Here is a 23,125-nt window from a genome sequence, read left to right as displayed (position 1 = left end):
CTTAGGCCGCAGCACACGCTTTCTTGTGTGACTTGCTTGCCAAATCATTGATTCGGCGCCATCTGTTGTTTTTTGGGGACGGGCCATCAATCAGGAATTCAGGGCCGTGCCGGACAAGCCGCATGGTACCTGCCAGGGGATAAGAACTTGAAAAACATGGGTGATAACCAGCCAACAGCCCGCGCTGAATTTGGTGTTGTTAAAACTTTTCTGCCGTATCTGTGGCCGCGTGGCGAGTTCGAACTCAAGGTTCGTGTGGTTATTGCCCTTTTGTTTCTGGTCGGGGCGAAGGTCGCCAATGTTTATGTGCCGGTTCTTTACAAGCACGCGGTTGATGCGCTGGGTGGCGGTGCGAAGGCCGGGACGGGTACAACTGGGGCCGATACGACATCGCTGATCGTTGTTCCGGTGGGCATCATCGTCGCCTATGGGCTTGTGCGTGTTTTATCCTCGGCCTTCGGGGAATTGCGCGATGCGGTGTTTGCCAAGGTCGCGCAACGCGCCATCCGGACATCCGCCCTCGGTGTCTTTGAGCATCTGCATGCCCTGTCGCTGCGGTTCCATCTGGATCGCCAGATGGGCGGGCTTTCGCGCGCGATCGAACGCGGGGTCAAGGGGATTGAATTCCTTTTATCCTTCATGCTGTTCAACATCCTGCCGACCCTGCTTGAAATCTTCATGGTCTCGGGCATTCTGTGGGTGCTGTATGATTTCTGGTTCGCGCTGATCACCTTTGTCACCATCGTGATCTATATCGCCTTTACCCTGATCGTCACCGAATGGCGGATGAAGTTCCGCCGCGAAATGAACCAGCGCGATGACGAGGCCAACACCAAGGCCATCGACAGCCTGATCAATTATGAAACGGTCAAATATTTCAATAATGAGGATCACGAATCCCGTCGCTATGACAATGCCCTGCGCGGTTACGAGACCGCGGCGGTGAAATCCCAGGAATCTCTGTCCAAACTCAATATCGGGCAGGGTGCAATCATCGCGGTTGGTCTGGTTCTGAACATGCTTCTGGCGGCCAAGGGCGTTCAGGACGGCAATATGACAGTGGGCGACTTCGTGCTGGTGAATACCTATCTGCTGCAACTTTACATGCCGCTGAACTTCCTTGGTTTTGTCTATCGGCAGATCAAGCAGTCGCTGACCGACATGGAACGCATGTTTTCGTTGCTCGATGTCGAAAAGGAAGTCGAAGACAAGGCCGGGGCACCTGCGTTGGCTTGTGCTGATGCGGCAATCCGGTTCGAGGATGTCAAATTCGCCTATAACCCGGATCGTCAGATTCTGAAGGGTGTCAGTTTCGAAGTTCCGGCGGGCAAAACCGTTGCTGTTGTCGGACCAAGCGGGGCGGGCAAATCGACCCTGACCCGCCTGATGTTCCGTTTCTATGACGTCTCAAGCGGTCGGATCACGATTGACGGGCAGGATATCCGCGATGTATCGCAAACATCCCTGCGCCGTTCGATCGGTATCGTGCCGCAGGATACGGTCCTGTTTAACGATACGATTGCCTATAACATCGCCTATGGTCGTCCCGGCGCGGAAGAGGCGGAAATCACCAATGCTGCCAAACTCGCCAGCATCGATGGCTTCATCGCCGGTTTGCCGCAGGGTTTTAAAACCATGGTCGGCGAACGCGGGCTTAAACTTTCCGGCGGCGAAAAACAGCGTGTATCGATTGCGCGCATGTTGCTCAAACGCCCGAAAGTCATGATCTTTGACGAGGCGACATCGGCCCTTGATACCCGCACCGAAAAAGACATCCAGCAGGCGCTTCGTGATGTGTCGCGCGGGCATACGACGCTTGTGATTGCGCACCGGCTCTCGACCGTGATCGATGCCGATGAAATCATCGTTCTGCGCGACGGGCAGGTCGCCGAACGCGGCCGCCATCAGGACCTTCTGGCACATGACGGGCTTTATGCTGAAATGTGGGCCCAGCAGCAGGAAATCCGCGAGGCTGAAGAAATCCTTGCCCATGCTGGGGATGTCAAGGCATAGGTCCAAAAACCTGCGTGGTGTCAAGCAGCCAAAGGGCGGTTGATATGGTGATGAAGGATAGTGACGTTGCGATCATAAGCGATGCGGCACACAATCCTTCATGGCCATAACGTTGTCCAAAGACAGCATAGATGCTCAGCATCGGCGAACAGGCAAAACTGACCGCGGCAATTTGCAGGACCGGCTCCATCGGTGGCATCAACCAGACAAGGGAAAATACGATCAGCGGATGCAGGATCAGTTTGCCAGTAACGATCCGCGCCATATCAACGCGCATACCCCGGATTTTAAGCCCGACAAGACCCGCTCCGATCACAAACAGCGCCACCGGTCCCGATGACATTGCCAGCATGTCGATGGCTTTCAGGGCCGGGGCGGGCAATTCAATCCCGGTCAGCGAAAGACAAAGGCCTGCAAAAATCGCGATGATGATAGGTGTTTTGCAAAGGTTTTTTAATGCCGTGCCAAGAACCTGAAGCCGTCCCTGTCCGTTATTGTTCGCACTGTCGCCCAGCACAAGAACCAGCGGCATCATCACCAGCGTTTCGATCATCACGCACAGTGTTAATGCTATCGCTGCCGGTGGGCCCAGCACCTGAAGCGCGATCGGATAGCCGATAAATCCGCTATTGGAGAATGACATGCCCAAACCCTGCAGGGTCGCATTGGCAAAGGATTTCCGGGCGATAAAGCGCGTATAGGCAATCCCGATTGTCAGAATGATTAACGAGCCGCCGCCATAGGCAATCAGAAATTCGCCGTGAATGATGTCGGCAATTGGCCGCCCTGAAAGGGTTTTGACCAGAAGGGCCGGTAGGGCAAAATTCATCACGAACGACCCCATGCCGCGCGCGACATCCTGCGCGATGATATTTTGCCTGACCGCGACATAACCCAGTGCGATAATCAGGAAGATGGGGCTGGTGATCGCCAGAATATCAAGCATATTGGGGCATATTCCGAAACCGGCGCGGATTGTCTGATCGACAGACCGCGGTTGTGCCAAAAATATTTGATTTCATTACATATCCCGTGCAATGGCAGACGGGTCAAGAAATGGAATGGATTTATCAATGAACCAAACGGTAATGGATTGGCCGGAAAGTCTGATGCCCGACGGATTTCACGGTCTTGATGCTCTGCAATCCGTTTCCCCGCGTGGTCAAAAGGCCGCCGCTCTGCTTTTGCGACATGGCGTCTGGAATGAGTTTGTCGGGTTTGATCCCATAGTTGTCGGAACTTTTCCGATCAATCTTGATATTGATGGATCGGATATCGACATTCTGTGCCACTGCCCGGATTTTGATAGTTTCGAGGCCCGGGTACAGTCGGCTTTTGATCTTTTTGATGGTTTTCGACTGCATCACCGGCCGGCGACGGAGCATGTCGGTGCGGCTATTGTTGTGCGGTTTGTTTTGGATGATTTGCCGGTCGAGGTTTTTGCCACAGGCACACCGTCGCAAAGCCAGTTCGGCTTTCGCCATATGCTGGTAGAGGCGCGCGTGATTGCTCTTCTGGGGGAAAGTTTTGCATCAGAGATCCGGCAATTGAAACGCGAAGGCATCAAAACCGAACCGGCCTTTGCCCTTATGCTTAACCTTGGCGGAGATCCCTATACCGCGCTTGATAGACTATATGATCTTGGGCCGGATGCCCTGCGTGATCGGGTTATGGCCGCGATCACCCCTTAAGATCATCGAGGCTGCCAAACGCATCAAGTGCGCGGTAACGCACGGTATCACGTCCGCTTTCCTTGGCCTCATAAAGGGCTTCGTCGGCAATCCTCAGAACATCAAGCGGTTCATAATCATCGGTTGATTCATTTGAAATCCAGGTTGCCCCGACGCTGACCGTGATCGGAACGGGGTTGCCGTTCATATCGCTGACCCGGCATTGATCGCGCACCGTATCGCACAGCTTGTAGCCAAGATACATCGTCTGTTCGAGGCGAAGACCGGGCAGGATACAGACGAATTCCTCGCCTCCGAAACGGCCGACGATATCATGATCGCGAAGACTGGACGACATGATGGCGGCTATACCCTGTATCACCTTGTCGCCGATCAGATGGCCATAGTTATCGTTGACCTGCTTGAAATGGTCTATATCAAGCATGAATACCCCGGCTGATCCGCCCTTGATACGCGAGCTCGACATTTCGCGGGCCAGTAATTCCTCAAGCCCGCGCCGGTTCCACACGCCGGTAAGGCTATCGATCATCATGTCGCGATGTGCGGCATCAAGATCGGCCAGAAGCTGTCTTTGGCTGCGCTCGGTATAGCGAAGGGCAAGAACCGTTTCGACCCAATGAGCCAGATCCTTGAGCGTTTCGATCTCGCTATCTGAAAAATTGCGCGTTTTTGAATCGATAATACAAAGCGTGCCGAGCTTGTAACCTTCGCGATTGGAAAGCGGCACCCCTGCGTAGGATCGGATATGAGGCGCTCCCAGAACCAGCGGGTTGTCGCTGAAACGTTCATCAACTATGGCATTGCCAACAACAAGCGGCGCGTCATGCATGATCGCATGCCCGCAAAACGAAATGTCACGCGGCGTTTCGGGAACGGCCAGATTGATCCGCGACTTGAAAAACTGCCGATCGCCATCAAGCAGGGAAATGGCAACGATTTCGGTTTTGAAAATGCGTTCGGCAAGACGCGTGATCCGGTCAAGTTCCGGATCGCGCGGTGTTGACAGAATGCCCATGCTTTCAAGTGATGTCTGTCGCTCGTTCTCGTTTTCCGGCGTGGGCGCAGCTTTCAAGGTGTTTCTCCCATTACAGCATTGTTGGTGTTCTAGGTAGAATTTAATGCCGTTCAAATAATCCCTTGTTGTGTGGTTCGATTGAGGCGGGTGAGAAGACCACCCGGTCCCGTCCGCTATGCTTCGCGGTATAGAGCGCTTCATCCGCGATTTCGAAGATGGTCTTGCGGCTGTCATTGCTGCAACCAGCTGCAATCCACGTTGCCCCGATGGAAATGGTCACACCAAGGGTTTTTCCCTCGCTGGTTTCTATGGGGGTGATGCGCAGAATCTCGCAGAGTTTTTCGGCGATTTTCGGAGTCATGTCGCGCGTGATACCGGGAATTACACAGACAAATTCCTCGCCGCCGACACGGGCTATGATGTCGTTTTCGCGCAAATGCGTCTTGAGCATCTCGGCAATGCTGATGATGACCTCATCGCCAATCAGATGTCCGTGCGTGTCATTGACGCATTTGAAATGATCGATATCGCACAGTAGAATCCCGCATGGTTCGGGTAGCGGCACACCCTCGGGGGCGAGTTCACGATCAAGAATTTCCTCAAGCCCGCGCCGGTTCCAAAGCCCGGTCATCGGATCGATCATGCTTTGGCGAACCGCTTCATCAAGGCTTCGCAAAAGCCGTTTCTGGCTGAATTGCGCAAACCGGAGCAAGAGAACCATATCGACCAGATAGGCAAGGTCCTTCAGGTTGTCGATGTCGTGCGGGCTCATGTCGCGCGGTTTGTCATCAAAGATGCAAAGCGTTCCGACCGGATGGCCTTCGTGATGATGCACGGGCATTCCGGCATAAAAAATCACCGGCGTATCGCAGATCACCAACGGATTATCGGAAAACCGTGGATCAATCCGGGCATCCCTGATCACCATCGGTTCGGTTTGGGTGATGGCATGTCCGCAGAACGAAATATCGCGACGGCTTTCCAGTTTTTCGAAATTTGCCCGGGATTTGAAAATCTGCCGGTCATGATCCAGTACCGTCACCGTGGCCGATTTGACGTCAAAGATACGTTTGGCAAGCGACGTGATGCGATCAAGTTCGGGCTCGGCATCAAATGTCGCAATGCGCATGCGCGTGATGATCGCCTGACGTTCGGCCTCGTTCGGCGGTATTGGTGCAAGTTCCATCCTGATCCCCGACCATGATTCTGCCTTTTAAGTGGGAAGCCGATGCGGGATTTCCAGATGGACCAATCCCCGATCAATCAGGAATTTGGGTCAACAATCACCGCATCACCCAGTCGTATTGTCGCGGGTTCAATAGTGCGGCAGGTGATCCCACCCCGCCAGTCCGGTGTCAGCGCCTTTTCAAGGCCCGGTGCGGCGTCTTCCATCAGACGGCAGGGATCGGTCTCGCCAGTGATTTCAAGCACCAGTTCTCCGATCCGGATACGTGCACCGGGCGTGTGAGGTAATTTCACGCCGCGTACCAGTAGATTGGCGCGGCGTGTGGTCCATGGCAAATCCATGCGATCAATTTCGCGGCACGCCGCCTGCCAGTCTTCCTCCGCCAGAACCGTAATCTGTCGTTTGCGAAGCTTGCCGCGGTAATCGCCATCCACACCAAGATCAAGGCTGACAGAAACCCCATCCAGCGTTTCCATGGGCGCTCGTGACCGGGCCTTGCGTGCAATGCCAATCAGGGTGGCTGTCATGATGATCTCCGGATTTGATTCGCGAATGCAGTGAAAGCACGTCTTTTCGATCAGGTTTTCCATTGTCCGGAAACGACCCATCGTCCGGCGAAGTTTTCCGGCACCAGAATGGTCTGGCGCGGGGTTGCACTGTCATCACGTTCAGGATAATCGGTGGTGTAATGCAGGCCGCGGCTTTCATGGCGCCACAATGCCGACTGGATGATCAGCTTGGCGACAACAGACAGGTTACGCAGTTCAAGCAAGTCGTTGGTTACACGGAAATTGCCGTAATATTCATCAATTTCCGACAGCAGCAGATCAATGCGATGCTGCGCACGTTGAAGGCGTTTGGTGGTGCGCACAATACCGACAAAGTCCCACATCACGTTGCGCAACTGTTCCCAGTTATGGGCGACAATGACTTCCTCGTCGGAATCGGTAATGCCAGTTTCGTCCCAGTCCGGCAGGTCGTTGAAGCGGTCATCAACCGGAAGGGCTTCGACAATGTCGCGCGCCGCCGCCTCGCCAAATACCAAGCATTCCAGAAGCGAATTTGACGCCAACCGGTTCGCACCGTGAAGGCCCGTGCCCGCACATTCACCAATTGCATAAAGACCGGTCAGATCGGTACGACTGCGAAGATCGGTTAAAACCCCGCCGCAGGTATAATGCGCTGCCGGAACAACCGGGATCGGTTGCTTGGTCATGTCGATGCCATATGTCAGGCATGTTTCATAGATGGTCGGGAAATGTTCGCGGATGAAATCTTCGCCCTTGTGCGTGATATCAAGGTAAACGCAATCTGCACCCAGACGCTTCATTTCATGGTCAATCGCGCGTGCGACAATATCGCGTGGGGCAAGTTCGCCGCGTTTGTCAAACCGGTCCATGAAACGTGTGCCATCAGCCAGCAGCAGTTTGCCACCTTCGCCCCGAACGGCCTCGGTAATCAGGAATGATTTGGCCTGCGGATGATACAGGCAGGTCGGGTGAAACTGGCTGAATTCCATATTCATCACCCGGCAACCCGCACGCCATGCCATGGCAATGCCATCGCCTGTTGATCCGTCGGGGTTGGATGTAAACCGGTAAACCTTGCTCGCCCCCCCGGTGGCAAGCACCACGGTGCGCGCATTGAACGACCGGACCTTGCCGGTTGTCAGATCAAGCGCATAGGCCCCGATGCATCGGCGGCCTTCGCCGCCAAGCTTGCGGTCTGTCACCAGATCAATCGCAAGGTAATTCTCAAAAATCTTGATGTTCGGATGTTTGACCGCCTCGCCCTGCAGGGTGGTTTGCACCGCGCGCCCGGTGGCGTCGGCGGCATGAACGATGCGGCGGTGGCTGTGCCCGCCTTCTCGTGTCAGGTGAAAGGGCTGGTCATTGCCGCCCTCCGGATCACGGGTCAACTGAATGCCAAGTTCATCAAGCCATTTGATGGCATTGGGGGCATTGCGCGCTACAAATTCGACGGTATCGCGTTTGCACAGTCCGGCACCGGCAATCAGAGTATCTTCGACATGGCTTTCGATGCTGTCGGCGGCATCAAGAACGGCGGCAATCCCGCCCTGCGCCCAGTTGGTTGAACCATCGTCAATCTTGCCCTTCGATAGAACGGCTACCTTTACATGCGGGGCGAGTTTCAGTGCAGTGGATAAACCGGCAGCACCGCTGCCGATGACAAGCACATCATAGTGGAAGGACAGATCGGTCATGATATCCCATCGCTTGTGAGGCAAGGCGACGGATGGCATCTGGCGCGGTGGCGTCATCATCCGGGGCCCGAACAGAAGCGGCAGAATAGGACTGCTTGTGACGAAGCTCAAACATTATCGTCGTAATTTTGCCAGCAATTACATTGATATTGTAACATGTCATGCTTGCATGACATGCGTCATCGCCCAGATACTGGGAAACGGAGTTTGATCAGAAGGGGAAGGTAGATGAACGCATCGATACCATCCGGGAAAGTTCATTCTGGCGGCTGCCATTGCGGCGAAGTCCGTTATGAAGTGCACGGCAAATTGCATGATACCAAGATTTGTCACTGCAAACTGTGCCGCAAACTGCATGGCCATGTCAGTTCATATGCCCGGGTGGAAAAGGATGCCCTGCATCTGATCCGCGAAGAAGGATTGCGCTGGTATCGCCTTTCCGATCAAAGTGACCGGGGCTTTTGCAAGGAATGCGGATCATCCCTGTTCTGGCGACCGGTCCGTTCACAGGAAGTTGCGATTACACCCGGAACGCTTGATGGTGCATCGGGCATATCGACATCTGCCCAGATGTTTTGCAAGGACAAGGGCGACTATTACCCGATTGATCCGGCGATCCCCGCCTATGACGGGGATGACGAAGCCTGACTGGACGAGTTGATGCGCAGTCAGTCCTGATCGGTCACGCCGGGGACCTTCATCCAGGTCAGTTCGTGCTTGTTGTTGTAAAGATGCACGACCTTTGATCCGGGAATGTCGGCAAACTGGGTAATAGCGGCATAATCAGTGTCGCCCTGCAGCTTGATGGTGCAGATGAAATTGGTTGCCATGCCAGCATCCATCCACTGATTGACCAACTGGAACAACCGGTCCGGATAACAGATCACATCCGAACAGAGCCAGTCGATATAACCGACTTCATCGGGGTTAAGTCCGAATGCGCTTTCCTGCCGGAAATCGACACGTGGCAATTTGGCGATCTTGGGGTCAAGCCGTGCCTTATCGATGCTGATCACATCGGTGCCAAATTCATGCAAAACCCATGTCCAGCCGCCGGGGCTGCCGCCCAGATCCATGGTACGATCACCGGCTTGCGGTGTTACCCCAAGTCGCGTAAAGGCTTCCCACAGTTTCAGATAGGCGCGGTTGGGCGGGGTGGTCTTGTCTTCTTCAAACTCGACCTCGCCGTTTTTCCATGGGCTGGAACAATCCATCGACGCGATGATCGTATCGGGATCGGTCAATGTCCATGAACCCAGTGGCGCGGTCGGGGCCGGTTCCCCAAAAAACTGCCGTTTGGCCGATACATGCGGCAGGTTGGCCTCGATCAGTTTCGCACGCGAAAAATGATCGAACTTGAACATGGCCCAGTTGCGCTGATTGAATTTCAGGATCTTGGCCGCACCCTTGATCGACGGGATTGCCATACGCACCGGGTTGCGCCAGACATTCTGTGCCCAGAAAACCCGGCGTTCAGGGCCGGGTGCAAACATCAGCCGGTCGTGGCTTTCGATCACGTCGCCAAGTTCGGCGCGCAACTGATCTTCAAAGCCGACAGGGGCCAGATAGCCGGTCGCATCCATCGGCTCGATGACCGCATCGATGCCATCGGGGATGTCAAAAGTCTGGGGGGTGTTTGTGTCCTGTTTCATAGGGCTGCTTTTACCGCGCTTTATCAGCCGGTAAAAGCAGCAAATTGTCGGTGTCGGAAAAGCCGACCCAAGTCGGATTTATTGTAGGACAGGACGGGCAAACACGCTTTGTACCGGGCGATTGTTTGGCCCGTGCTGTGTACCGGCAAATGCCGCCAGTTGGGTTTCTGAAATCGTTTGCGGCTGTTTCTGAACAAGCCACGCGACGCCTTCGCTGCATGGCGGTGTCGTCAGCGATCCGTTGAAACGATAATAATCGCGGTCTTCCGCCAATACGCTGTCGATGGTCGTGTTGTCCGGTGTGGCTTTGCTGTCACCTGCTTTTTGCGGCATGTTTGCCCAGAACGAAGCCAGTGCGGCATTTTCGGCACCGATGTCATACATGATTCCAACCACGGCAAGGTTCCCGTCTTGGTCGGCATGCACCAGATGTGCTTCAAGCGCAAAGGACTTGCCGCCAATATGGTTTTCGCTAGGGGCGTGGAAATGCATCTGGATCAGGTCAAACCGATGCTCGTTCAGGGTGATATAGGCCCCTGAATTCATGTTGATTTGGATCGTATGGCCGTTATTGACGATTTCCCTGGCGGTGACGTCGTAATGGAAATCGATTGGCGGTAAATCCGCATCGATATTGTTTGCAAGATTGATCGGGCTTTGGTTTTTGCCGGTCCCGCAAAGCTGATAGGCTGGATCAAGTGTCGACCAGTACTCTGGCGCACCGGAACCGTCATATCCCCATTTCGAATGGGTCTGTTCTGCGGGTACAGCGGAACAGCCTGCCAACAAAAGTGAAAAAGCCAGCAAGCCGGTCGGGGAAATTGCTTTTCGCATGCTGCGATCCTGTCTGAGAGAAGGTGCCGTGCCATGGCATCGAAAGAATATGATCATTCTTTCGTGTGCAGATATTATCCCGATTTTGAAAAATACCAGCTTATCGGATTGCTTTATTTATTTGAAACCGATCAGTCGTTCGAATGCAGGAACCGTTTTCCGGGCATGAAAAAGGGCAAGCAACCTGTGGCTACTTGCCCGTAAATCTTCGAAAGTCGATGATCAGAACTTGTCGGCCTGAACCAGACCGTCGATCAGAAGCACCTTGGTGGCGTCACCCTTGATGCCGAAGTCGTTGTCATTGATCAGGGCCAGCGCACCGTCACCCATCACCGCAAGACCTTCGATCTTGGTCGGAGCCATCGGGTAATCGGCACTGTCAAAACGAAGCGTTTTGGCAACTGCCTTCAGGTCAAGCTTCGACAGGTCGTTTTCCTGTTCAAGCGACGGGCTGGTCGACATATCGTCCCAGCTCGATGCCAGAATGTTCGATGCACCATCCAGTTTGACTTCATGCAGTTTGGTGGTGCCATCGGTCCGTTCCAGAACCAGCAGGCGATCATCGCCAAGTGCCATGACTTCGGAAATGCGCGGGGCATTCTGTTTGTCGGATGGATCGTTGCGGAAGGTCTGCGGATCATCCAGCTGATAGATATATTCGCCGGAAAGTTCGTCCTTCACGCGGTCATACACGAACAGGCGGGTGTTCTTTGCCTTTTTGTAGGCATCCGCATTCGGGTTGGCCAGCGGGTTCTGTACCATGAAATACAGTTTGCTTTCATCGGGCGACACGGCCATCGATTCAATGCCGCGGTTGGTCTGGCGGGTGACAAGGATCGCCGGAAGACCGCCGCTAACCTTATAGGCAGCACCTTCGAAGTCCTTTTCCGAGCCGGCCGGAACAATACGTTCATTAACCGTGCCGTCGGCAGCGACATGCAGGATCGACGGGCCATTTTCTTCACCGATCCAGTACGAACCGTCCGACAGGCGAATGATACCTTCGGCATCGATGGACGAAACCGACTGTGCCAGTTCCTTGCCATTTGCATCCACGGGCTTTTCGGTTTTGGCAACTGACAGCTTATTGGTCAAACCGGTCAGCGGCACACCATTCCGGTCTTTCAGCGCAATGACATCCTTGACGTCAAAGCTGCCGTCATCATTCAGGAAGATCGTGTAGATCGATGGCGAATAATCCGGGGTCGGATAGACGCGAACCTTGCGGCCCTGACAAACGACGTCTTCGGAAACGCCAAGAACGTCCTGCACATCGCCGCAAACAAAGTTCGGACCACGGTCGGAAACGGCATAGAACATATTGGACGGATCACCCGGACGGCGATAGGCCCCCGAACCGAAACCAACCGTTAGGTGGCGTGCCTTGCCGCCATCCACCATGACGGTCGACAGATTGTTAATCGCACTTTTGGTTTCGAAAACCTTGACGTCACCTGCCATTGCCGTTGTCGCAAGAAGCATGGTCGCAATACCGGCAAAACCGGCTGCAATTGTCCGTTTCATGGTGTGATCCCCCACATCGTGTAATGTATACGAAGAAACGCCTGAAACCGGTTTAAGCATCGGTTCAGGCGCAAGTGATGGAGCTCACATTAGAATTTTACAGTGACAGTTTGTTTGCAATTGCGGGTCGTTTCCGTGAAACAACAGAAGGTCGTAACCTATCGTCGTAAACCAGCAGGCTGTTTACCAGAAATCCTCGCGCCGGACGATAAAGGTTTCCGCAACACTGGCATATTCGTGATAGCCTAGTCGTGCCAGCGGTTCGAACAGGGTGACGTCAACCATGCCGTCGCGAATGACCGCATCATCGATGTGCAATCCGATCACGGTGCCGATCACCATGGCACTCGGGCGGTCCGGGTTGGCGCTGGGCAGGTCGACGATCTGGAATACCTTGCATTCCATATGGATCGGAACACCCTTGATCCGGAACGGGGCCACCGTTTGCGCCGGTTCCTTGGTCAGACCGGCATATTCAAATTCATCTTCGCCCGGTGGTAACGGAGCGGAACAGAAATTGATTTCGCGCAGCATGGCACGCGGGGTAACGGCGGCAATAAATTCGCCGGTTTCTCGCGCATTGGTCAGACTGTCGATTGAGCCACCTGATGAAAACATCACCATCGGCGGATTGCCGTTAACTGCATTGAAAAACGAATAGGGGGCCAGATTGGGTCGACCCTGTTTATCGACCGTCGAAATCCAGCCGATCGGGCGCGGGGCCACACAGGCCTTGAACGGATCATGTGGCAGATTATGTGGCGTTTTGCCCGGTTCGTAAAACATGGCGCTTCCCGGTAATGTGCATTGACCCCCATCATATGGGGTGTGATGCGGAATGGATCACGTGCCGAAATTGTTTCAATTGCGTGGTTGGTTATTTCCCCGGTGCGTAATCATCGCCGCGTATAGTTTCCGGCCGTTGCGAAAGATGCAGGCGGGTTTGCTGCAACGGGGTTTCGGCGATGATGTTGCCACGCCGAATGACATAAAGCCGGTTGGCGCGAAGACGGATGGCTTCGATCGTATCGCGGGCCTGTAACACGACGAAATCGGCATTGTTGCCAACCGCAATCCCGTATCCTTCAAGCCCCATGATCTTTGCAGGTTCGGTTGTTACTGCGTCAAAACACGCCCGAATATCATCACGTGACGTCATCTGTGCGACATGAAGCCCCATCGATGCGACTTCAAGCATATCGCCCGATCCCATCGAATACCATGGGTCCATCACGCAATCATGGCCAAACGCCACGGTAAGCCCCGCCTTGCGCAATTCCGGCACGCGCGTCATGCCGCGACGCTTGGGATATGTATCGTGACGACCCTGAAGGGTGATATTGATCAATGGGTTGGCAATCGCGCTGACCTCGGCCTCGGTCATTAGGGCGATCAGTTTCGATACGTAATAACTATCCATCGAATGCATCGATGTCAGATGCGATCCGGCCACCCGCCCCTGAAGGCCAAGGCGCTGCGTTTCATAGGCCAGCATTTCGATATGACGTGACAGCGGATCATCGGTTTCATCGCAATGCATGTCAACCCGGAGGCCGCGTTTGGCCGCCATTTCGCAAAGTTCGGTAATGCTTTGCGCGCCGTCCGCCATGGTGCGCTCGAAATGCGGAATGCCGCCAACAACATCAACGCCCTTGTCCAGTGCGCGAATGACATTCTGCTTTGCCGTCGGGCTGCGCAGATAACCATCTTGCGGAAAGGCAACCAGTTGCAGATCGATATAGGGCGCGACCTGTTTTTTGACCTCAAGCAATGCATCAACCGCCAGCAGACGGTCATCGCAGACATCGACATGGCTTCGAATGGCAAGCAGGCCCTTGGACACTGCCAGATCACAATAGTGAAGTGCGCGCTCGATCACCGCTTCAATGGTCAAAAGAGGTTTCAGTTCGCCCCAAAGCGCGATGCCTTCGAGTAACGTGCCCGACTCATTCATCCGTGGCAGGCCCAGGGACAGGGTCGCATCCATATGGAAATGGCTGTCGACAAAGGGCGGGCTGACCAGCATTCCGTCACAATCGATTTCCTCGGCCGCCAGGATCGGCAATTGTGGCCCGATTTCGATGATTTTGCCGTCCTTACATGCGATATCAAAGCCGGTACGACCATCGGGCAGATTGGCATTTTTCAGGATCAGATCGGCTTGCATGGTGGTGTCCTTCGAAAGTGGAGCTTTTAAATCATCAGAGTCTTGGGTTGGCTGGGGCGGTGATGCAAATCAACGCTGCCCCTTGAACCATGGCACCAGCAATGCCTTGGGATAATCGGCCTTGCGCGCGACAATGATCAGGGCGGCAATCGATAACAGATAAGGCATCATCAGGAAAACCTGCGATGGCAGGAACGCACCGACCTCGGTTTGCAGGCGGACCTGAAACGCATCAAACGCACCAAATAGCAACGCGCCCAGCAATGCCTTGCCCGGTCGCCAGCTTGCAAACACCGTAAGCGCAATGCAAACCCAGCCACGGCCATTGATCATGCCAAAGAAAAACGCATCAAACGCCGACATGGTCAGAAACGCACCGCCCAATGCCATCAGGCTCGATCCGGCAACCACGGCCCCGATGCGCAGCGCATAAACCGATAACCCTTGCGCCTCGACCGAGGACGGATTGTCGCCAACCGCCCGGATCGCAAGGCCAAGTGGAGTGCGATACAAAACCCAGCCGGTGACAAACACCATGACAAGCGCTAGCATTGTAAGAGCCGTTTGCGAAAGCAGTGCCGGGCCGATAAACGGTAAATCTGACAGGATCGGGATATCAAGCGGCTGGAACGGGATGATGCGCGGCGGGGACGACACATCGGGCAATGCCGTGCGATAGGTGAAATACGACAGACTGGTCGCCAGCAACGTGACCCCGATCCCCGACACATGCTGCGACAGGCCAAGCGGCACGGTAAGGATCGCATGGATCAGGCCGAAAAAGCTCCCGGCCAGGGCGGCGAACAGAACGCCACCCCATAATCCGGCACCCAGCCAGACAGCCATCCATCCTGCCATCGCCCCGGCTGTAAAAATCCCCTCGATGCCAAGGTTAAGAACTCCGGCGCGTTCACAAATCAGCGCGCCCAGCACCCCGAAAATCAGCGGGGTGGCAATGCGAAGCGCTGCGGCCCAGAAATTTGCGGTCAAAAGGATATCGATGATTTCCACGGTCTTTCCCCTTAACCCGCCGATTTCTGATGTTCGAAACGGACCTTGAACCGGGTCAGAAACCCGCCAATCAGAACGCATAACAACGACATCGCGACAATCAGATCGGCCAGATAACTTGAAACGCCGATTGCGCGGCTCATGGAATCAGCACCGACAAAAACCGATGCCACAAACACGGCGGATATGATCACGCCAACCGGTGAAAGGCGAGCCAGCATCGCAACGACAATCCCGGCATAGCCATAACCCGGCGACAGATCGGTTGCTAGGTAACCCCGCGTTCCTGCCACTTCCGATACACCGGCAAGCCCGGCTAAACCGCCCGATAGCATCGCGACCAGTACCATGGTTTTGGTTACCGAAATTCCGGAAAATCTGGCTGCGGCGGCATTTTCACCGACCGCACGAATTTCAAATCCCCAAACGGTGCGTTTAACGAAAATCGCCAGCGCCACGGCGCAGGTCAGCGCGATCACCAGCCCCAGATGCACCCGCATCCGTTCGATCAGTGGCGGCAAAACAGCACTATCGATTACCGGTTCGGACTGTGGCCAACCCATCGACATCGGGTCTTTGAGTACGCCTTCGAGCATCATTTGCACAAACAGAATGACGATGAAATTCAAAAGCAGGGTGGTGACGACCTCGTCCACGCCCAACCGCGTTTTCAAAAGTGTCGGCCCGATCAGCATCACCGCCCCGGCGACAGCCCCGGCAATCAGCACCACCGGGATCATGATATAACTTGGCCCGTCAATGACGCCTGATCCGATGGCAACGGCGGCCATGGACCCCATGTAAAGCTGCCCCTCGGCCCCGATATTCCAAAGCTTGGCCCGAAATGCGATGGCAGCCGCCAACCCGGTCAGGATCAGCGGGGTCGCACGTGTCAGCATTTCCGAAATTGAAAACATCGATCCGAACGCGCCGCTAATCATCAGGCCATACGCCTTGATGATTGGTGCCCCGGCCAAGGCAAGTGGGATCGCTGCCAGAAGAATGGCGATAATTGCCGCCATGACGGGGATGCCATAAACCATGATTGCGGATGGATTGGTGCGGGGTTCAAACCGGATCACGCCGGGTCTCCTGATCTTGGGGTATTCTCATCGGTTTTTTTCTGTCCGGCCATCATCAGACCGAGCTCGGACCGGTCGATATCATGTGCCGCAATCGCGGCCGATACATGACCGGCATGGATCACCGCAATCTGATCGGAAAGGGTCAGAAGTTCATCGAGATCTTCGGATATCAAAATCACCGCCGCCCCGCCTTCGCGTGCCTCAAGAAGCCGCCTGTGGACTTCGGATTGCGCACCAACGTCAAGTCCGCGTGATGGCTGATTGGCGAGGATCAGTTTTGGTGATTTTTCAAGAACTCGCGCAAGAATAAGCTTTTGAATATTTCCGCCAGATAACAGTCGCGCCGGGGCATCCGGGCCCGGGCAGCGCACATCATAATCTACAATTGCATGTTCGGCCCGTTTGCGGATTGCCTCGAAATCAAGAAAGCCAAATTTCTGATAATCGCGGGATCTGACATCTTCGATGGCGATGTTTTCCGCCACCGTCATCGATCCGACCATGCCGTCATGATGGCGGTCTTCGGGAATGCGAGCGATGCCATTCTGGGCGAACTGATGGGCATCGAATTTCGTGACTTTTTCACCAAAAATCTCGACTGAACCAATATCGGGACGATCCAGCCCGGCAATCAATTGTGCCAACGCCGCCTGCCCGTTGCCCGATACCCCGGCAATGCCAAGAATTTCGCCTTCACGCGCCATAAGGTTCACCCCATGAAGGGAACGTCTGGCATCGCCACGATCAATCGTGACATCCCGAAGTGCTATGACCGGTTTGCCCGGTGCGCGTTCGCTGCGTCGGCTGACCGGAACATCACGACCGACCATCAATTCGGCAATCGATCGCCGGTCGGCTTGATCGGTTGCCATTTCGCCAACTTTTTTGCCGCCACGCAGAACCGCGATGCGATGGGAAACCGCCAGAACCTCGGCCAGTTTATGGGCAATGATAATGACCGAAAGCCCGGTCGCGGCAAGCTGGCGAAGGGTTGCAAAAAGGCTGTCTGCCTCCTGCGGCGTCAGAACCGCGGTCGGTTCGTCAAGCACCAGCAAACGGGCATCGCGATAAAGGGCTTTAAGGATTTCAATGCGCTGCTTTTCGCCAACGGTCAGTTTGTGAACCGGCTGATTGAGGTCGACATTAAGACCCGATCCCGCCATCAATTTCGCCAGTTTGGTGCGCGCTTTGGTTCGGTCGCGGCGCAGGCGGAAAATCGGTTCCGTACCAAGGACGATGTTATCAAGGCCGCTTAGATTTTCGGCCAGCGCGAAATGCTGATGAACCATGCCGATGCCGGCATCAAGGGCCGCCTGCGGTGCACCGGGTTCAAGCGGGGCAAGGATACCATCCGCACCCGCGACCATCACGGTTCCCGCGTCGGCGACATAATGGCCAAACAGGATGTTCATTAGGGTGGTTTTGCCCGCACCGTTTTCGCCAAGCAGGGCAACGATTTCGCCCTTGTGCAGATCAAGGTCGATGGCGTCATTGGCGATCAGGGGGCCGAATTTCTTGGTGATTGCAGCCAGTTGCAGCAGCAATTGCCGGGACGTTTTCAAAGATGGGTTGGCAGCAGATGACATCCGGCTGATCCGTTAATTTTTATGTGTCACGCCTTGGCCGTATTGCGATAGCGGCGGGGGTGTTCCCCGAAAACGAAAGGCAGTCCGATGTTTAAACCGGACTGCCAGCAAAGTGGAAGAAATCTTACATGGAAGATTTAGGTTCTTCGTCATTTACGTTGACGGTAAAGCTGCCATCGAGAATTTCAGCCTGCTTGGCTTCAACTTCGGCAACGGTTCCATCGGGCAGAAGGGCGCCATCCAGAACGACGGTGCCGCCACCCGGTGCCATATAGCTGAACTTGCCGTAATCTTCGGCCTTGAATTCGCCCGCCTTGACGGCGGCAATAGCGTGATCAACGGTCGGTTCCATATGCCAGAGTGCCGAACCCAGAATGGTGCCCGGATAATCGGCTGCGGTATCAATCACGTTGCCAACCGCAAGAACACCGCGTTCCTTGGCAGCATCCGAAACGCCAAAGCGTTCTGCATACATGACGTCGGCACCCTTATCGATCATCGCAAACGCGGCTTCTTTGGCCTTGGGTGGGTCATACCAGCTATTGATGAAGGTCACGGTGAATTCGACATCCGGATTGACGGATTTGGCGCCTTCCATAAAGGCATTCATCAGGCGGTTGACTTCCGGAATGGCAAAGCCCCCGACCATGCCGATCTTGTTCGATTTGGTCGCCTTGCCAGCCGCCATGCCGACCAGATAGCTTGGTTCATGGATGTAGTTGTCAAAGACCGAGAAATTGTCGCCTTCCGGGCCGAAGCTCGAACCCATCAGAAACGCGGTTTCGGGATAATCGGCGGCAACCTTCCGAGCCGCGCGTTCAACACCGAAAACTTCGCCCAGAATAAGGGCTGAGCCATTTTCGGCATATTCACGCATCACGCGTTCATAATCGGTATTGGCGACATTTTCAGAAAATTCATAGGTGATGTCGCCGCGTTCCTGGGCTGCATTCAGCGCCTTGTGGATACGTGAAACCCATTGCTGTTCGACCGGAACGGTGTAAATCGCCGAAACCTTGATCGGGTCGGCGGCCATTACCGGTGCCGGTGCACCAAGGCCAAAAGATACCACCGCTGCGGCTGCGGCCATGGCCGACAGCATTGCGCGACGGGAAAGATGGAAAGTACCAGACTTCATGATGTCCCCCTGCAGGTTATTGCCAATTTTGGAAATTCTACTTTTCTGCGTATTTGATATGCAGATTGTATACATGATCATAAGAAGGGCAAATGCAGAGTTGTCCAAACGGTCAAATTACCGTTTTCGGCTAAATTGCTGTAACGCAATTCACATCAGGATGTATTGAACTACGTGAAGATACGGATGCGCGCGTTAGCTATCTGCGAGTTCACATTTGAATTCTTGCCGCATATACCCGGTCAGACCAGAACGAAATCAAGGAGTCCGATGAAGATATGCGGGGTTTTTGACCGCTACTGTCCGGGATGAAAATCTTCCTGTTTTTGGGCCGAACCGGTTAAGATTGTCTAAACGGCTGAAATTACTTTGAAACTGTCGCGACTCCTTGAAAATTTTCGGAGTCTATTAACTTTTTGCGGTGATGCTTTCCTCAAGAAATATGGGGGAACCTGGAACGCATCATGACAAAGAAGACATCCTTACCGCTTGATCAGGTTATGGTCGGGGACTGCATCGAACTGATGAACAGCCTGCCGGAAAAGTCGGTCGATCTGATTTTCGCCGATCCGCCCTATAACCTGCAGTTGGGTGGCGATCTGCTGCGCCCTAATAATTCCAAGGTCGACGCGGTTGACGATCATTGGGACCAGTTTGACAGTTTCCGTCACTATGACGATTTCACCCGCGACTGGCTGACCGCCGCGCGCCGTGTCCTTAAGGATACCGGTGCGATCTGGGTGATCGGTTCGTATCACAACATTTATCGCGTCGGCACGGTGATGCAGGATATCGGTTACTGGATCCTGAACGACATCGTGTGGCGCAAAACCAACCCGATGCCGAATTTCCGCGGCAAACGTTTCTGCAATGCGCATGAAACCCTGCTGTGGTGTTCGAAAAACGCCGAGCAAAAGGCGATCACGTTCAATTACGAAGCAATGAAGCAGCTTAACGAAGGACTGCAGATGCGGTCCGACTGGTTGCTGCCGATCTGTTCCGGGTCCGAGCGTCTGAAGAATGAAAAGGGCAAAAAGGTCCATCCAACCCAGAAACCCGAAGCATTGTTGCAGCGTGTTCTGCTGGCGACGACCCGTCAGGGCGACGTTGTGCTTGATCCATTCTTTGGTACTGGCACCACCGGTGCGGCAGCGCGCCGTCTTGGCCGTCATTTCATCGGGCTTGAGCGCGAAGAAGAATATGCCAAGGCCGCCAAGGAACGCATTGCCAAGGTTCAGATGCTTGATGGCGAGAGCCTCGAGATGACGGAGTCGAAACGGTCGCTTCCGCGTATTCCGTTTGGTGCGGTCATCGAACGTGGCCTTCTGGCACCGGGCGACAAGATTTATGACAACCGGGGCAATGTTGCAGCGCTTGTTCGTGCCGATGGTTCGATCAGTCACAAGGACAATGCCGGTTCGATCCATCAGATCGGAGCCCATGTTCAGGGCGCACAGGCTTGTAATGGCTGGACTTACTGGCATTACAAGTGCGACGGGCGACTGGTTGTGATCGACAATCTGCGCAGTCAGCTTCGTAAGGAAATGGGACAGGTTTCCGCCTGATTTCTTGCAGTGCAGCATGCAAAAATAGATATGAACCAGAAGGCCGGGATGGTTGGAAAACCTTCCGGCCTTTTGCATTTGGCGGCAATTCTTGCTATATCTTGGGTATTGGAATTATCCGTAAGGATAGATGGAGAGCCCCATGCAGGTTGGCGCAACAGGTAGTGCCGCTTATGCACCGAACCCGGTCCAGATTCAGCAGGCAACTGCGCCGATCGCCGAAACTGGTGGTAACGATCTTCAGTCACCGCCGACTCAACGGGTCGACCAGGTGGCAGAAACCGATACATCGCAACAATCGGCCCCGCCCAGCAGCACGGGTCGTGGACAGGTCATTGATATCTACGCCTGACCGATTGCATACGAGTTTAAAAGGCCCGCGCCGGGATGGCAGCGGGCCTTTCTTTTTGTTTAGGTGAATCGATTGAATCCGGTTCAGCGGTACTTCAGCGCATGTCGGACGATTTTTTTCATCACCGTCGGCAGGGCAAATTCCGATAACCCGTCAATTGTTGTCCAGCTGCCATCAAGCTTCGCGGCATCGCTTTCAGATATGTTGGCGGCAAGAACCGTCACATCGAGATGGAAATGGGTGAAAGTGTGCCCGACAGTGCCATCCAGTTCCGTCCAGTTGGCCTTGATCGGGGCTTCGGACAACATCACGTCGTCCGGGGCCTCAATCGCACGCCAGTCACTGCCAGGCACTTCGTAAAGTCCACCCAGAAGACCCTTTTCCGGGCGGCGCCGGACAAGGATTTTACCGTCTTCGCGCCGTATCCAGAAGGCATAGCCAACCCGGGTTGGTTTGGCGGGTTTCTTACGTTTTTTGGGTAGTTCCGGGGCAATGCCCGATTTGCGACCTTCGCAGGAGGCCTGCCAAGGACAAATGCCGCATGCTGGATTGCGCGGCGTGCAGATGGTTGCCCCCAAATCCATCAGTGCCTGCGCGTAGTCGCCCGGCCGATCAGACGGGGTCAGGGCCGCCGACTTTTCCTTGATTTCGGGTTTGATTTCGGGCAGTGGGGTTTCAAGCGCAAACAGTCGGGAAATGACCCGCTCGATATTGCCATCGACCGGGCTTGAATGACGGTTAAAGGCGATGGCTGCAACGGCGGCGGCGGTATAGGGACCGATGCCGGGCAGCTTCAGAAGGTCTTCTTCGGTATCGGGGAACCGGCCGCCATATTCATCGGCAACAACCTTGGCGCATTTGTGCAGGTTGCGTGCGCGTGCGTAATATCCCAGCCCTTGCCAGGAATGCAGAACTTCGTCGAGATCAGCATTGGCAAGATCTGTTACGGTCGGCCAGCGTTGCAGGAATGCTGCGAAATAGGGACCGACCGTAATCACGGTGGTCTGTTGCAGCATGATTTCGCTCAGCCAGACGCGATAAGGGTCCTGTGCGTCGCCCGGTTCAGCACGCCATGGAAGGGTGCGATGATGACGGTCGTACCAGTCCAGCATGGTCCGGCCAAGGTGATGGATTTCGTCGTTGGTGAAATGCACGGCGTTCCCGTGTTATGTTGCGGGGATGAAAACGGGTAATTACGTTTAGGTTCTTAGCAGACCCTACGAAAGAAGCGGGCGTGAGCAAGCAAAAAGATATGACCGATACGCCGACACATAGCACGCCAGATCAGCGTGCCGATATGGTTGCGGCAAAAAATGCGGTCAAAAAGAAACAGAAAATTACCCCGATGGGCAGTTCGGAACGCCGCATGGGCCTGCGCAATATTGCCGCCATGGTTGGCAATCTGACGCGTCCGCTGGTGCGCAAACGCGGTTTCTTTCAGGCCGAAATCATTTTGCACTGGTCCGAAATTGTCGGTCGAGATCTTGAACAATTCACCATGCCGGTCAAATACAATCCGCCACGCGGCGAAAATGCAGGGGGTGGGACGCTTGTGATCCGAGTGACCGGGCCCGTGGCGATTGAATTGCAGCACCGCATGCCGCAGATCATCGACCGGGTGAATACCTATTTCGGATATCGCGCGGTTGAACGCATTAAGATGATGCAGGGCGATATTTCTCGCCCGGAGCGCACCGTCAAACGGCCGGAAAATGTGCCCGAAGGTCCTATCCGCGAAACCAGCGAAGTCGATATCGCCAAAATCGAAGACCCGCATCTGCGCGAAGTGCTGACCCGGCTCGGACGTCGCATTTCGGGGGATGTTCACGCGCGGGGGCAACCGGGACAGAAGAAATAGCCGGTGAAATTGCGTTTCAAATCACGTGTAAGTCATTTGCCAATCAGGGGCCCAAAGCTTTATTCCGGTGCGGGCTGGATCGAATCATTTTCCCATAATGTGTGATCACGGAGTTGCCGCATTTCCAAACGATGTTGGCGACTCGTTGGCTCATTAGCGCTTTTGGGGGGCGTGTTGACTCCCGCGCTGCAACAGGCTTGTAATCACAAAATATTGTTTTAACG

General features: G+C 54.7%; 21 protein-coding genes. 6 read left to right on the top strand and 15 right to left on the bottom strand.

Annotated elements, in window-relative coordinates:
• Nucleotides 1–156 precede the first annotated feature (156 nt).
• A complete protein-coding gene (locus TH468_RS03940) occupies nt 157–2,013 on the top strand; it encodes an ABC transporter ATP-binding protein/permease (protein ID WP_085642270.1) in 1,857 nt (618 codons plus the stop codon).
• On the opposite strand, the gene TH468_RS03935 is transcribed toward TH468_RS03940, so the two are convergent.
• The gene (locus TH468_RS03935) at nt 2,003–2,959 is read right to left on the bottom strand and encodes an AEC family transporter (protein ID WP_210402204.1); all 957 of its coding nucleotides are present in this window, start codon (nt 2,957–2,959) and stop codon (nt 2,003–2,005) included. The genes TH468_RS03940 and TH468_RS03935 overlap by 11 nt on opposite strands.
• Nucleotides 2,960–3,086: 127 nt before the next feature.
• On the opposite strand from TH468_RS03935, the gene TH468_RS03930 reads away from it, so the two are divergent.
• On the top strand, nt 3,087–3,704 hold the full coding sequence (locus TH468_RS03930) for a DUF4269 domain-containing protein (RefSeq protein ID WP_168177065.1): 618 nt from the start codon (nt 3,087–3,089) through the stop codon (nt 3,702–3,704).
• On the opposite strand, the gene TH468_RS03925 is transcribed toward TH468_RS03930, so the two are convergent.
• The 4 genes from TH468_RS03925 to nadB all read right to left on the bottom strand — a co-directional run bounded on the left by TH468_RS03925 (nt 3,694) and on the right by nadB (nt 8,129).
• Nucleotides 3,694–4,776 (bottom strand): sensor domain-containing diguanylate cyclase, encoded by a 1,083-nt coding sequence (locus TH468_RS03925; protein ID WP_168177064.1) that lies wholly within the window; start codon nt 4,774–4,776, stop codon nt 3,694–3,696. The two genes, TH468_RS03930 and TH468_RS03925, sit on opposite strands and share 11 nt — an antisense overlap.
• Nucleotides 4,777–4,819: 43 nt before the next feature.
• Nucleotides 4,820–5,905, bottom strand: coding sequence for a sensor domain-containing diguanylate cyclase (locus tag TH468_RS03920; protein WP_085642266.1), 1,086 nt, complete (start codon nt 5,903–5,905; stop codon nt 4,820–4,822).
• Between the two features lie 77 nt (nt 5,906–5,982).
• A complete protein-coding gene (locus tag TH468_RS03915) occupies nt 5,983–6,432 on the bottom strand; it encodes an MOSC domain-containing protein (protein WP_085642466.1) in 450 nt (149 codons plus the stop codon).
• Between the two features lie 50 nt (nt 6,433–6,482).
• Nucleotides 6,483–8,129, bottom strand: a complete 1,647-nt coding sequence (gene nadB, locus TH468_RS03910) for an L-aspartate oxidase (protein WP_246832202.1) — start codon at nt 8,127–8,129, stop codon at nt 6,483–6,485.
• Nucleotides 8,130–8,357: 228 nt separating this feature from the next.
• On the opposite strand from nadB, the gene TH468_RS03905 reads away from it, so the two are divergent.
• Complete coding sequence (locus TH468_RS03905; RefSeq protein WP_085642265.1) at nt 8,358–8,777, top strand: GFA family protein; 420 nt, start codon at nt 8,358–8,360, stop codon at nt 8,775–8,777.
• Between the two features lie 20 nt (nt 8,778–8,797).
• Here TH468_RS03905 and TH468_RS03900 read toward each other — a convergent pair whose 3' ends face one another.
• From TH468_RS03900 to TH468_RS03860, 9 genes are all read right to left on the bottom strand, one after another.
• Nucleotides 8,798–9,781, bottom strand: a complete 984-nt coding sequence (locus tag TH468_RS03900; protein WP_085642264.1) for an SAM-dependent methyltransferase — start codon at nt 9,779–9,781, stop codon at nt 8,798–8,800.
• Nucleotides 9,782–9,859: 78 nt separating this feature from the next.
• Complete coding sequence (locus tag TH468_RS03895; protein WP_085642263.1) at nt 9,860–10,615, bottom strand: carbonic anhydrase; 756 nt, start codon at nt 10,613–10,615, stop codon at nt 9,860–9,862.
• Nucleotides 10,616–10,837: 222 nt separating this feature from the next.
• Complete coding sequence (locus TH468_RS03890) at nt 10,838–12,139, bottom strand: esterase-like activity of phytase family protein (protein ID WP_085642262.1); 1,302 nt, start codon at nt 12,137–12,139, stop codon at nt 10,838–10,840.
• 183 nt (nt 12,140–12,322) lie between these two features.
• Nucleotides 12,323–12,925 carry a flavin reductase family protein gene (locus TH468_RS03885; RefSeq protein WP_085642261.1) on the bottom strand — a complete coding sequence of 201 codons (603 nt, stop codon included), beginning with the start codon at nt 12,923–12,925 and terminating at the stop codon, nt 12,323–12,325.
• 91 nt (nt 12,926–13,016) lie between these two features.
• A complete protein-coding gene (locus TH468_RS03880) occupies nt 13,017–14,306 on the bottom strand; it encodes an amidohydrolase family protein (RefSeq protein WP_085642260.1) in 1,290 nt (429 codons plus the stop codon).
• Between the two features lie 69 nt (nt 14,307–14,375).
• The gene (locus tag TH468_RS03875; protein WP_085642259.1) at nt 14,376–15,317 is read right to left on the bottom strand and encodes an ABC transporter permease; all 942 of its coding nucleotides are present in this window, start codon (nt 15,315–15,317) and stop codon (nt 14,376–14,378) included.
• A gap of 11 nt (nt 15,318–15,328) precedes the next feature.
• Nucleotides 15,329–16,399: an ABC transporter permease gene (locus TH468_RS03870; RefSeq protein ID WP_085642258.1), complete on the bottom strand. Its 1,071-nt coding sequence runs from the start codon at nt 16,397–16,399 to the stop codon at nt 15,329–15,331.
• Nucleotides 16,396–17,988 (bottom strand): ABC transporter ATP-binding protein, encoded by a 1,593-nt coding sequence (locus TH468_RS03865; RefSeq protein ID WP_085642257.1) that lies wholly within the window; start codon nt 17,986–17,988, stop codon nt 16,396–16,398. Before TH468_RS03865 ends, TH468_RS03870 begins: the two co-directional genes overlap by 4 nt.
• 124 nt (nt 17,989–18,112) lie before the next feature.
• A complete protein-coding gene (locus TH468_RS03860) occupies nt 18,113–19,126 on the bottom strand; it encodes a BMP family protein (RefSeq protein ID WP_085642464.1) in 1,014 nt (337 codons plus the stop codon).
• A gap of 464 nt (nt 19,127–19,590) precedes the next feature.
• Here TH468_RS03860 and TH468_RS03855 point away from each other — a divergent pair, with 464 nt between their 5' ends.
• Both TH468_RS03855 and TH468_RS03850 read left to right on the top strand, forming a co-directional pair.
• On the top strand, nt 19,591–20,691 hold the full coding sequence (locus tag TH468_RS03855; RefSeq protein WP_037990538.1) for a site-specific DNA-methyltransferase: 1,101 nt from the start codon (nt 19,591–19,593) through the stop codon (nt 20,689–20,691).
• 142 nt (nt 20,692–20,833) lie between these two features.
• A complete protein-coding gene (locus TH468_RS03850; protein ID WP_062951580.1) occupies nt 20,834–21,043 on the top strand; it encodes a hypothetical protein in 210 nt (69 codons plus the stop codon).
• 83 nt (nt 21,044–21,126) lie between these two features.
• Here TH468_RS03850 and mutY read toward each other — a convergent pair whose 3' ends face one another.
• Entirely contained in the window at nt 21,127–22,197 is a 1,071-nt protein-coding gene (gene mutY / locus TH468_RS03845) for an A/G-specific adenine glycosylase (protein WP_139834624.1), read from the bottom strand.
• Between the two features lie 80 nt (nt 22,198–22,277).
• On the opposite strand from mutY, the gene TH468_RS03840 reads away from it, so the two are divergent.
• Complete coding sequence (locus TH468_RS03840; RefSeq protein WP_085642256.1) at nt 22,278–22,901, top strand: DUF721 domain-containing protein; 624 nt, start codon at nt 22,278–22,280, stop codon at nt 22,899–22,901.
• Nucleotides 22,902–23,125 lie beyond the last annotated feature (224 nt).

This window comes from Thalassospira sp. MCCC 1A03138 (genome assembly GCF_002115785.1).
Classification (GTDB): domain Bacteria; phylum Pseudomonadota; class Alphaproteobacteria; order Rhodospirillales; family Thalassospiraceae; genus Thalassospira.
This window is presented reverse-complemented; position numbering and strand designations above follow the sequence as displayed.

Excerpts from the sequence above, each read along its gene's own strand:
- TH468_RS03940 (WP_085642270.1), top strand. The coding sequence starts at position 157 with ATGGGTGATAACCAGCCAACAGCCCGCGCTGAATTTGGTGTTGTTAAA.
- TH468_RS03935 (WP_210402204.1), bottom strand. The coding sequence starts at position 2,959 with ATGCTTGATATTCTGGCGATCACCAGCCCCATCTTCCTGATTATCGCA.
- TH468_RS03930 (WP_168177065.1), top strand. The coding sequence starts at position 3,087 with ATGAACCAAACGGTAATGGATTGGCCGGAAAGTCTGATGCCCGACGGA.
- TH468_RS03920 (WP_085642266.1), bottom strand. The coding sequence starts at position 5,905 with ATGGAACTTGCACCAATACCGCCGAACGAGGCCGAACGTCAGGCGATC.
- TH468_RS03915 (WP_085642466.1), bottom strand. The coding sequence starts at position 6,432 with ATGACAGCCACCCTGATTGGCATTGCACGCAAGGCCCGGTCACGAGCG.
- nadB (WP_246832202.1), bottom strand. The coding sequence starts at position 8,129 with ATGACCGATCTGTCCTTCCACTATGATGTGCTTGTCATCGGCAGCGGT.
- TH468_RS03905 (WP_085642265.1), top strand. The coding sequence starts at position 8,358 with ATGAACGCATCGATACCATCCGGGAAAGTTCATTCTGGCGGCTGCCAT.
- TH468_RS03900 (WP_085642264.1), bottom strand. The coding sequence starts at position 9,781 with ATGAAACAGGACACAAACACCCCCCAGACTTTTGACATCCCCGATGGC.
- TH468_RS03895 (WP_085642263.1), bottom strand. The coding sequence starts at position 10,615 with ATGCGAAAAGCAATTTCCCCGACCGGCTTGCTGGCTTTTTCACTTTTG.
- TH468_RS03890 (WP_085642262.1), bottom strand. The coding sequence starts at position 12,139 with ATGAAACGGACAATTGCAGCCGGTTTTGCCGGTATTGCGACCATGCTT.
- TH468_RS03885 (WP_085642261.1), bottom strand. The coding sequence starts at position 12,925 with ATGTTTTACGAACCGGGCAAAACGCCACATAATCTGCCACATGATCCG.
- TH468_RS03880 (WP_085642260.1), bottom strand. The coding sequence starts at position 14,306 with ATGCAAGCCGATCTGATCCTGAAAAATGCCAATCTGCCCGATGGTCGT.
- TH468_RS03865 (WP_085642257.1), bottom strand. The coding sequence starts at position 17,988 with ATGTCATCTGCTGCCAACCCATCTTTGAAAACGTCCCGGCAATTGCTG.
- TH468_RS03860 (WP_085642464.1), bottom strand. The coding sequence starts at position 19,126 with ATGAAGTCTGGTACTTTCCATCTTTCCCGTCGCGCAATGCTGTCGGCC.
- TH468_RS03855 (WP_037990538.1), top strand. The coding sequence starts at position 19,591 with ATGACAAAGAAGACATCCTTACCGCTTGATCAGGTTATGGTCGGGGAC.
- TH468_RS03850 (WP_062951580.1), top strand. The coding sequence starts at position 20,834 with ATGCAGGTTGGCGCAACAGGTAGTGCCGCTTATGCACCGAACCCGGTC.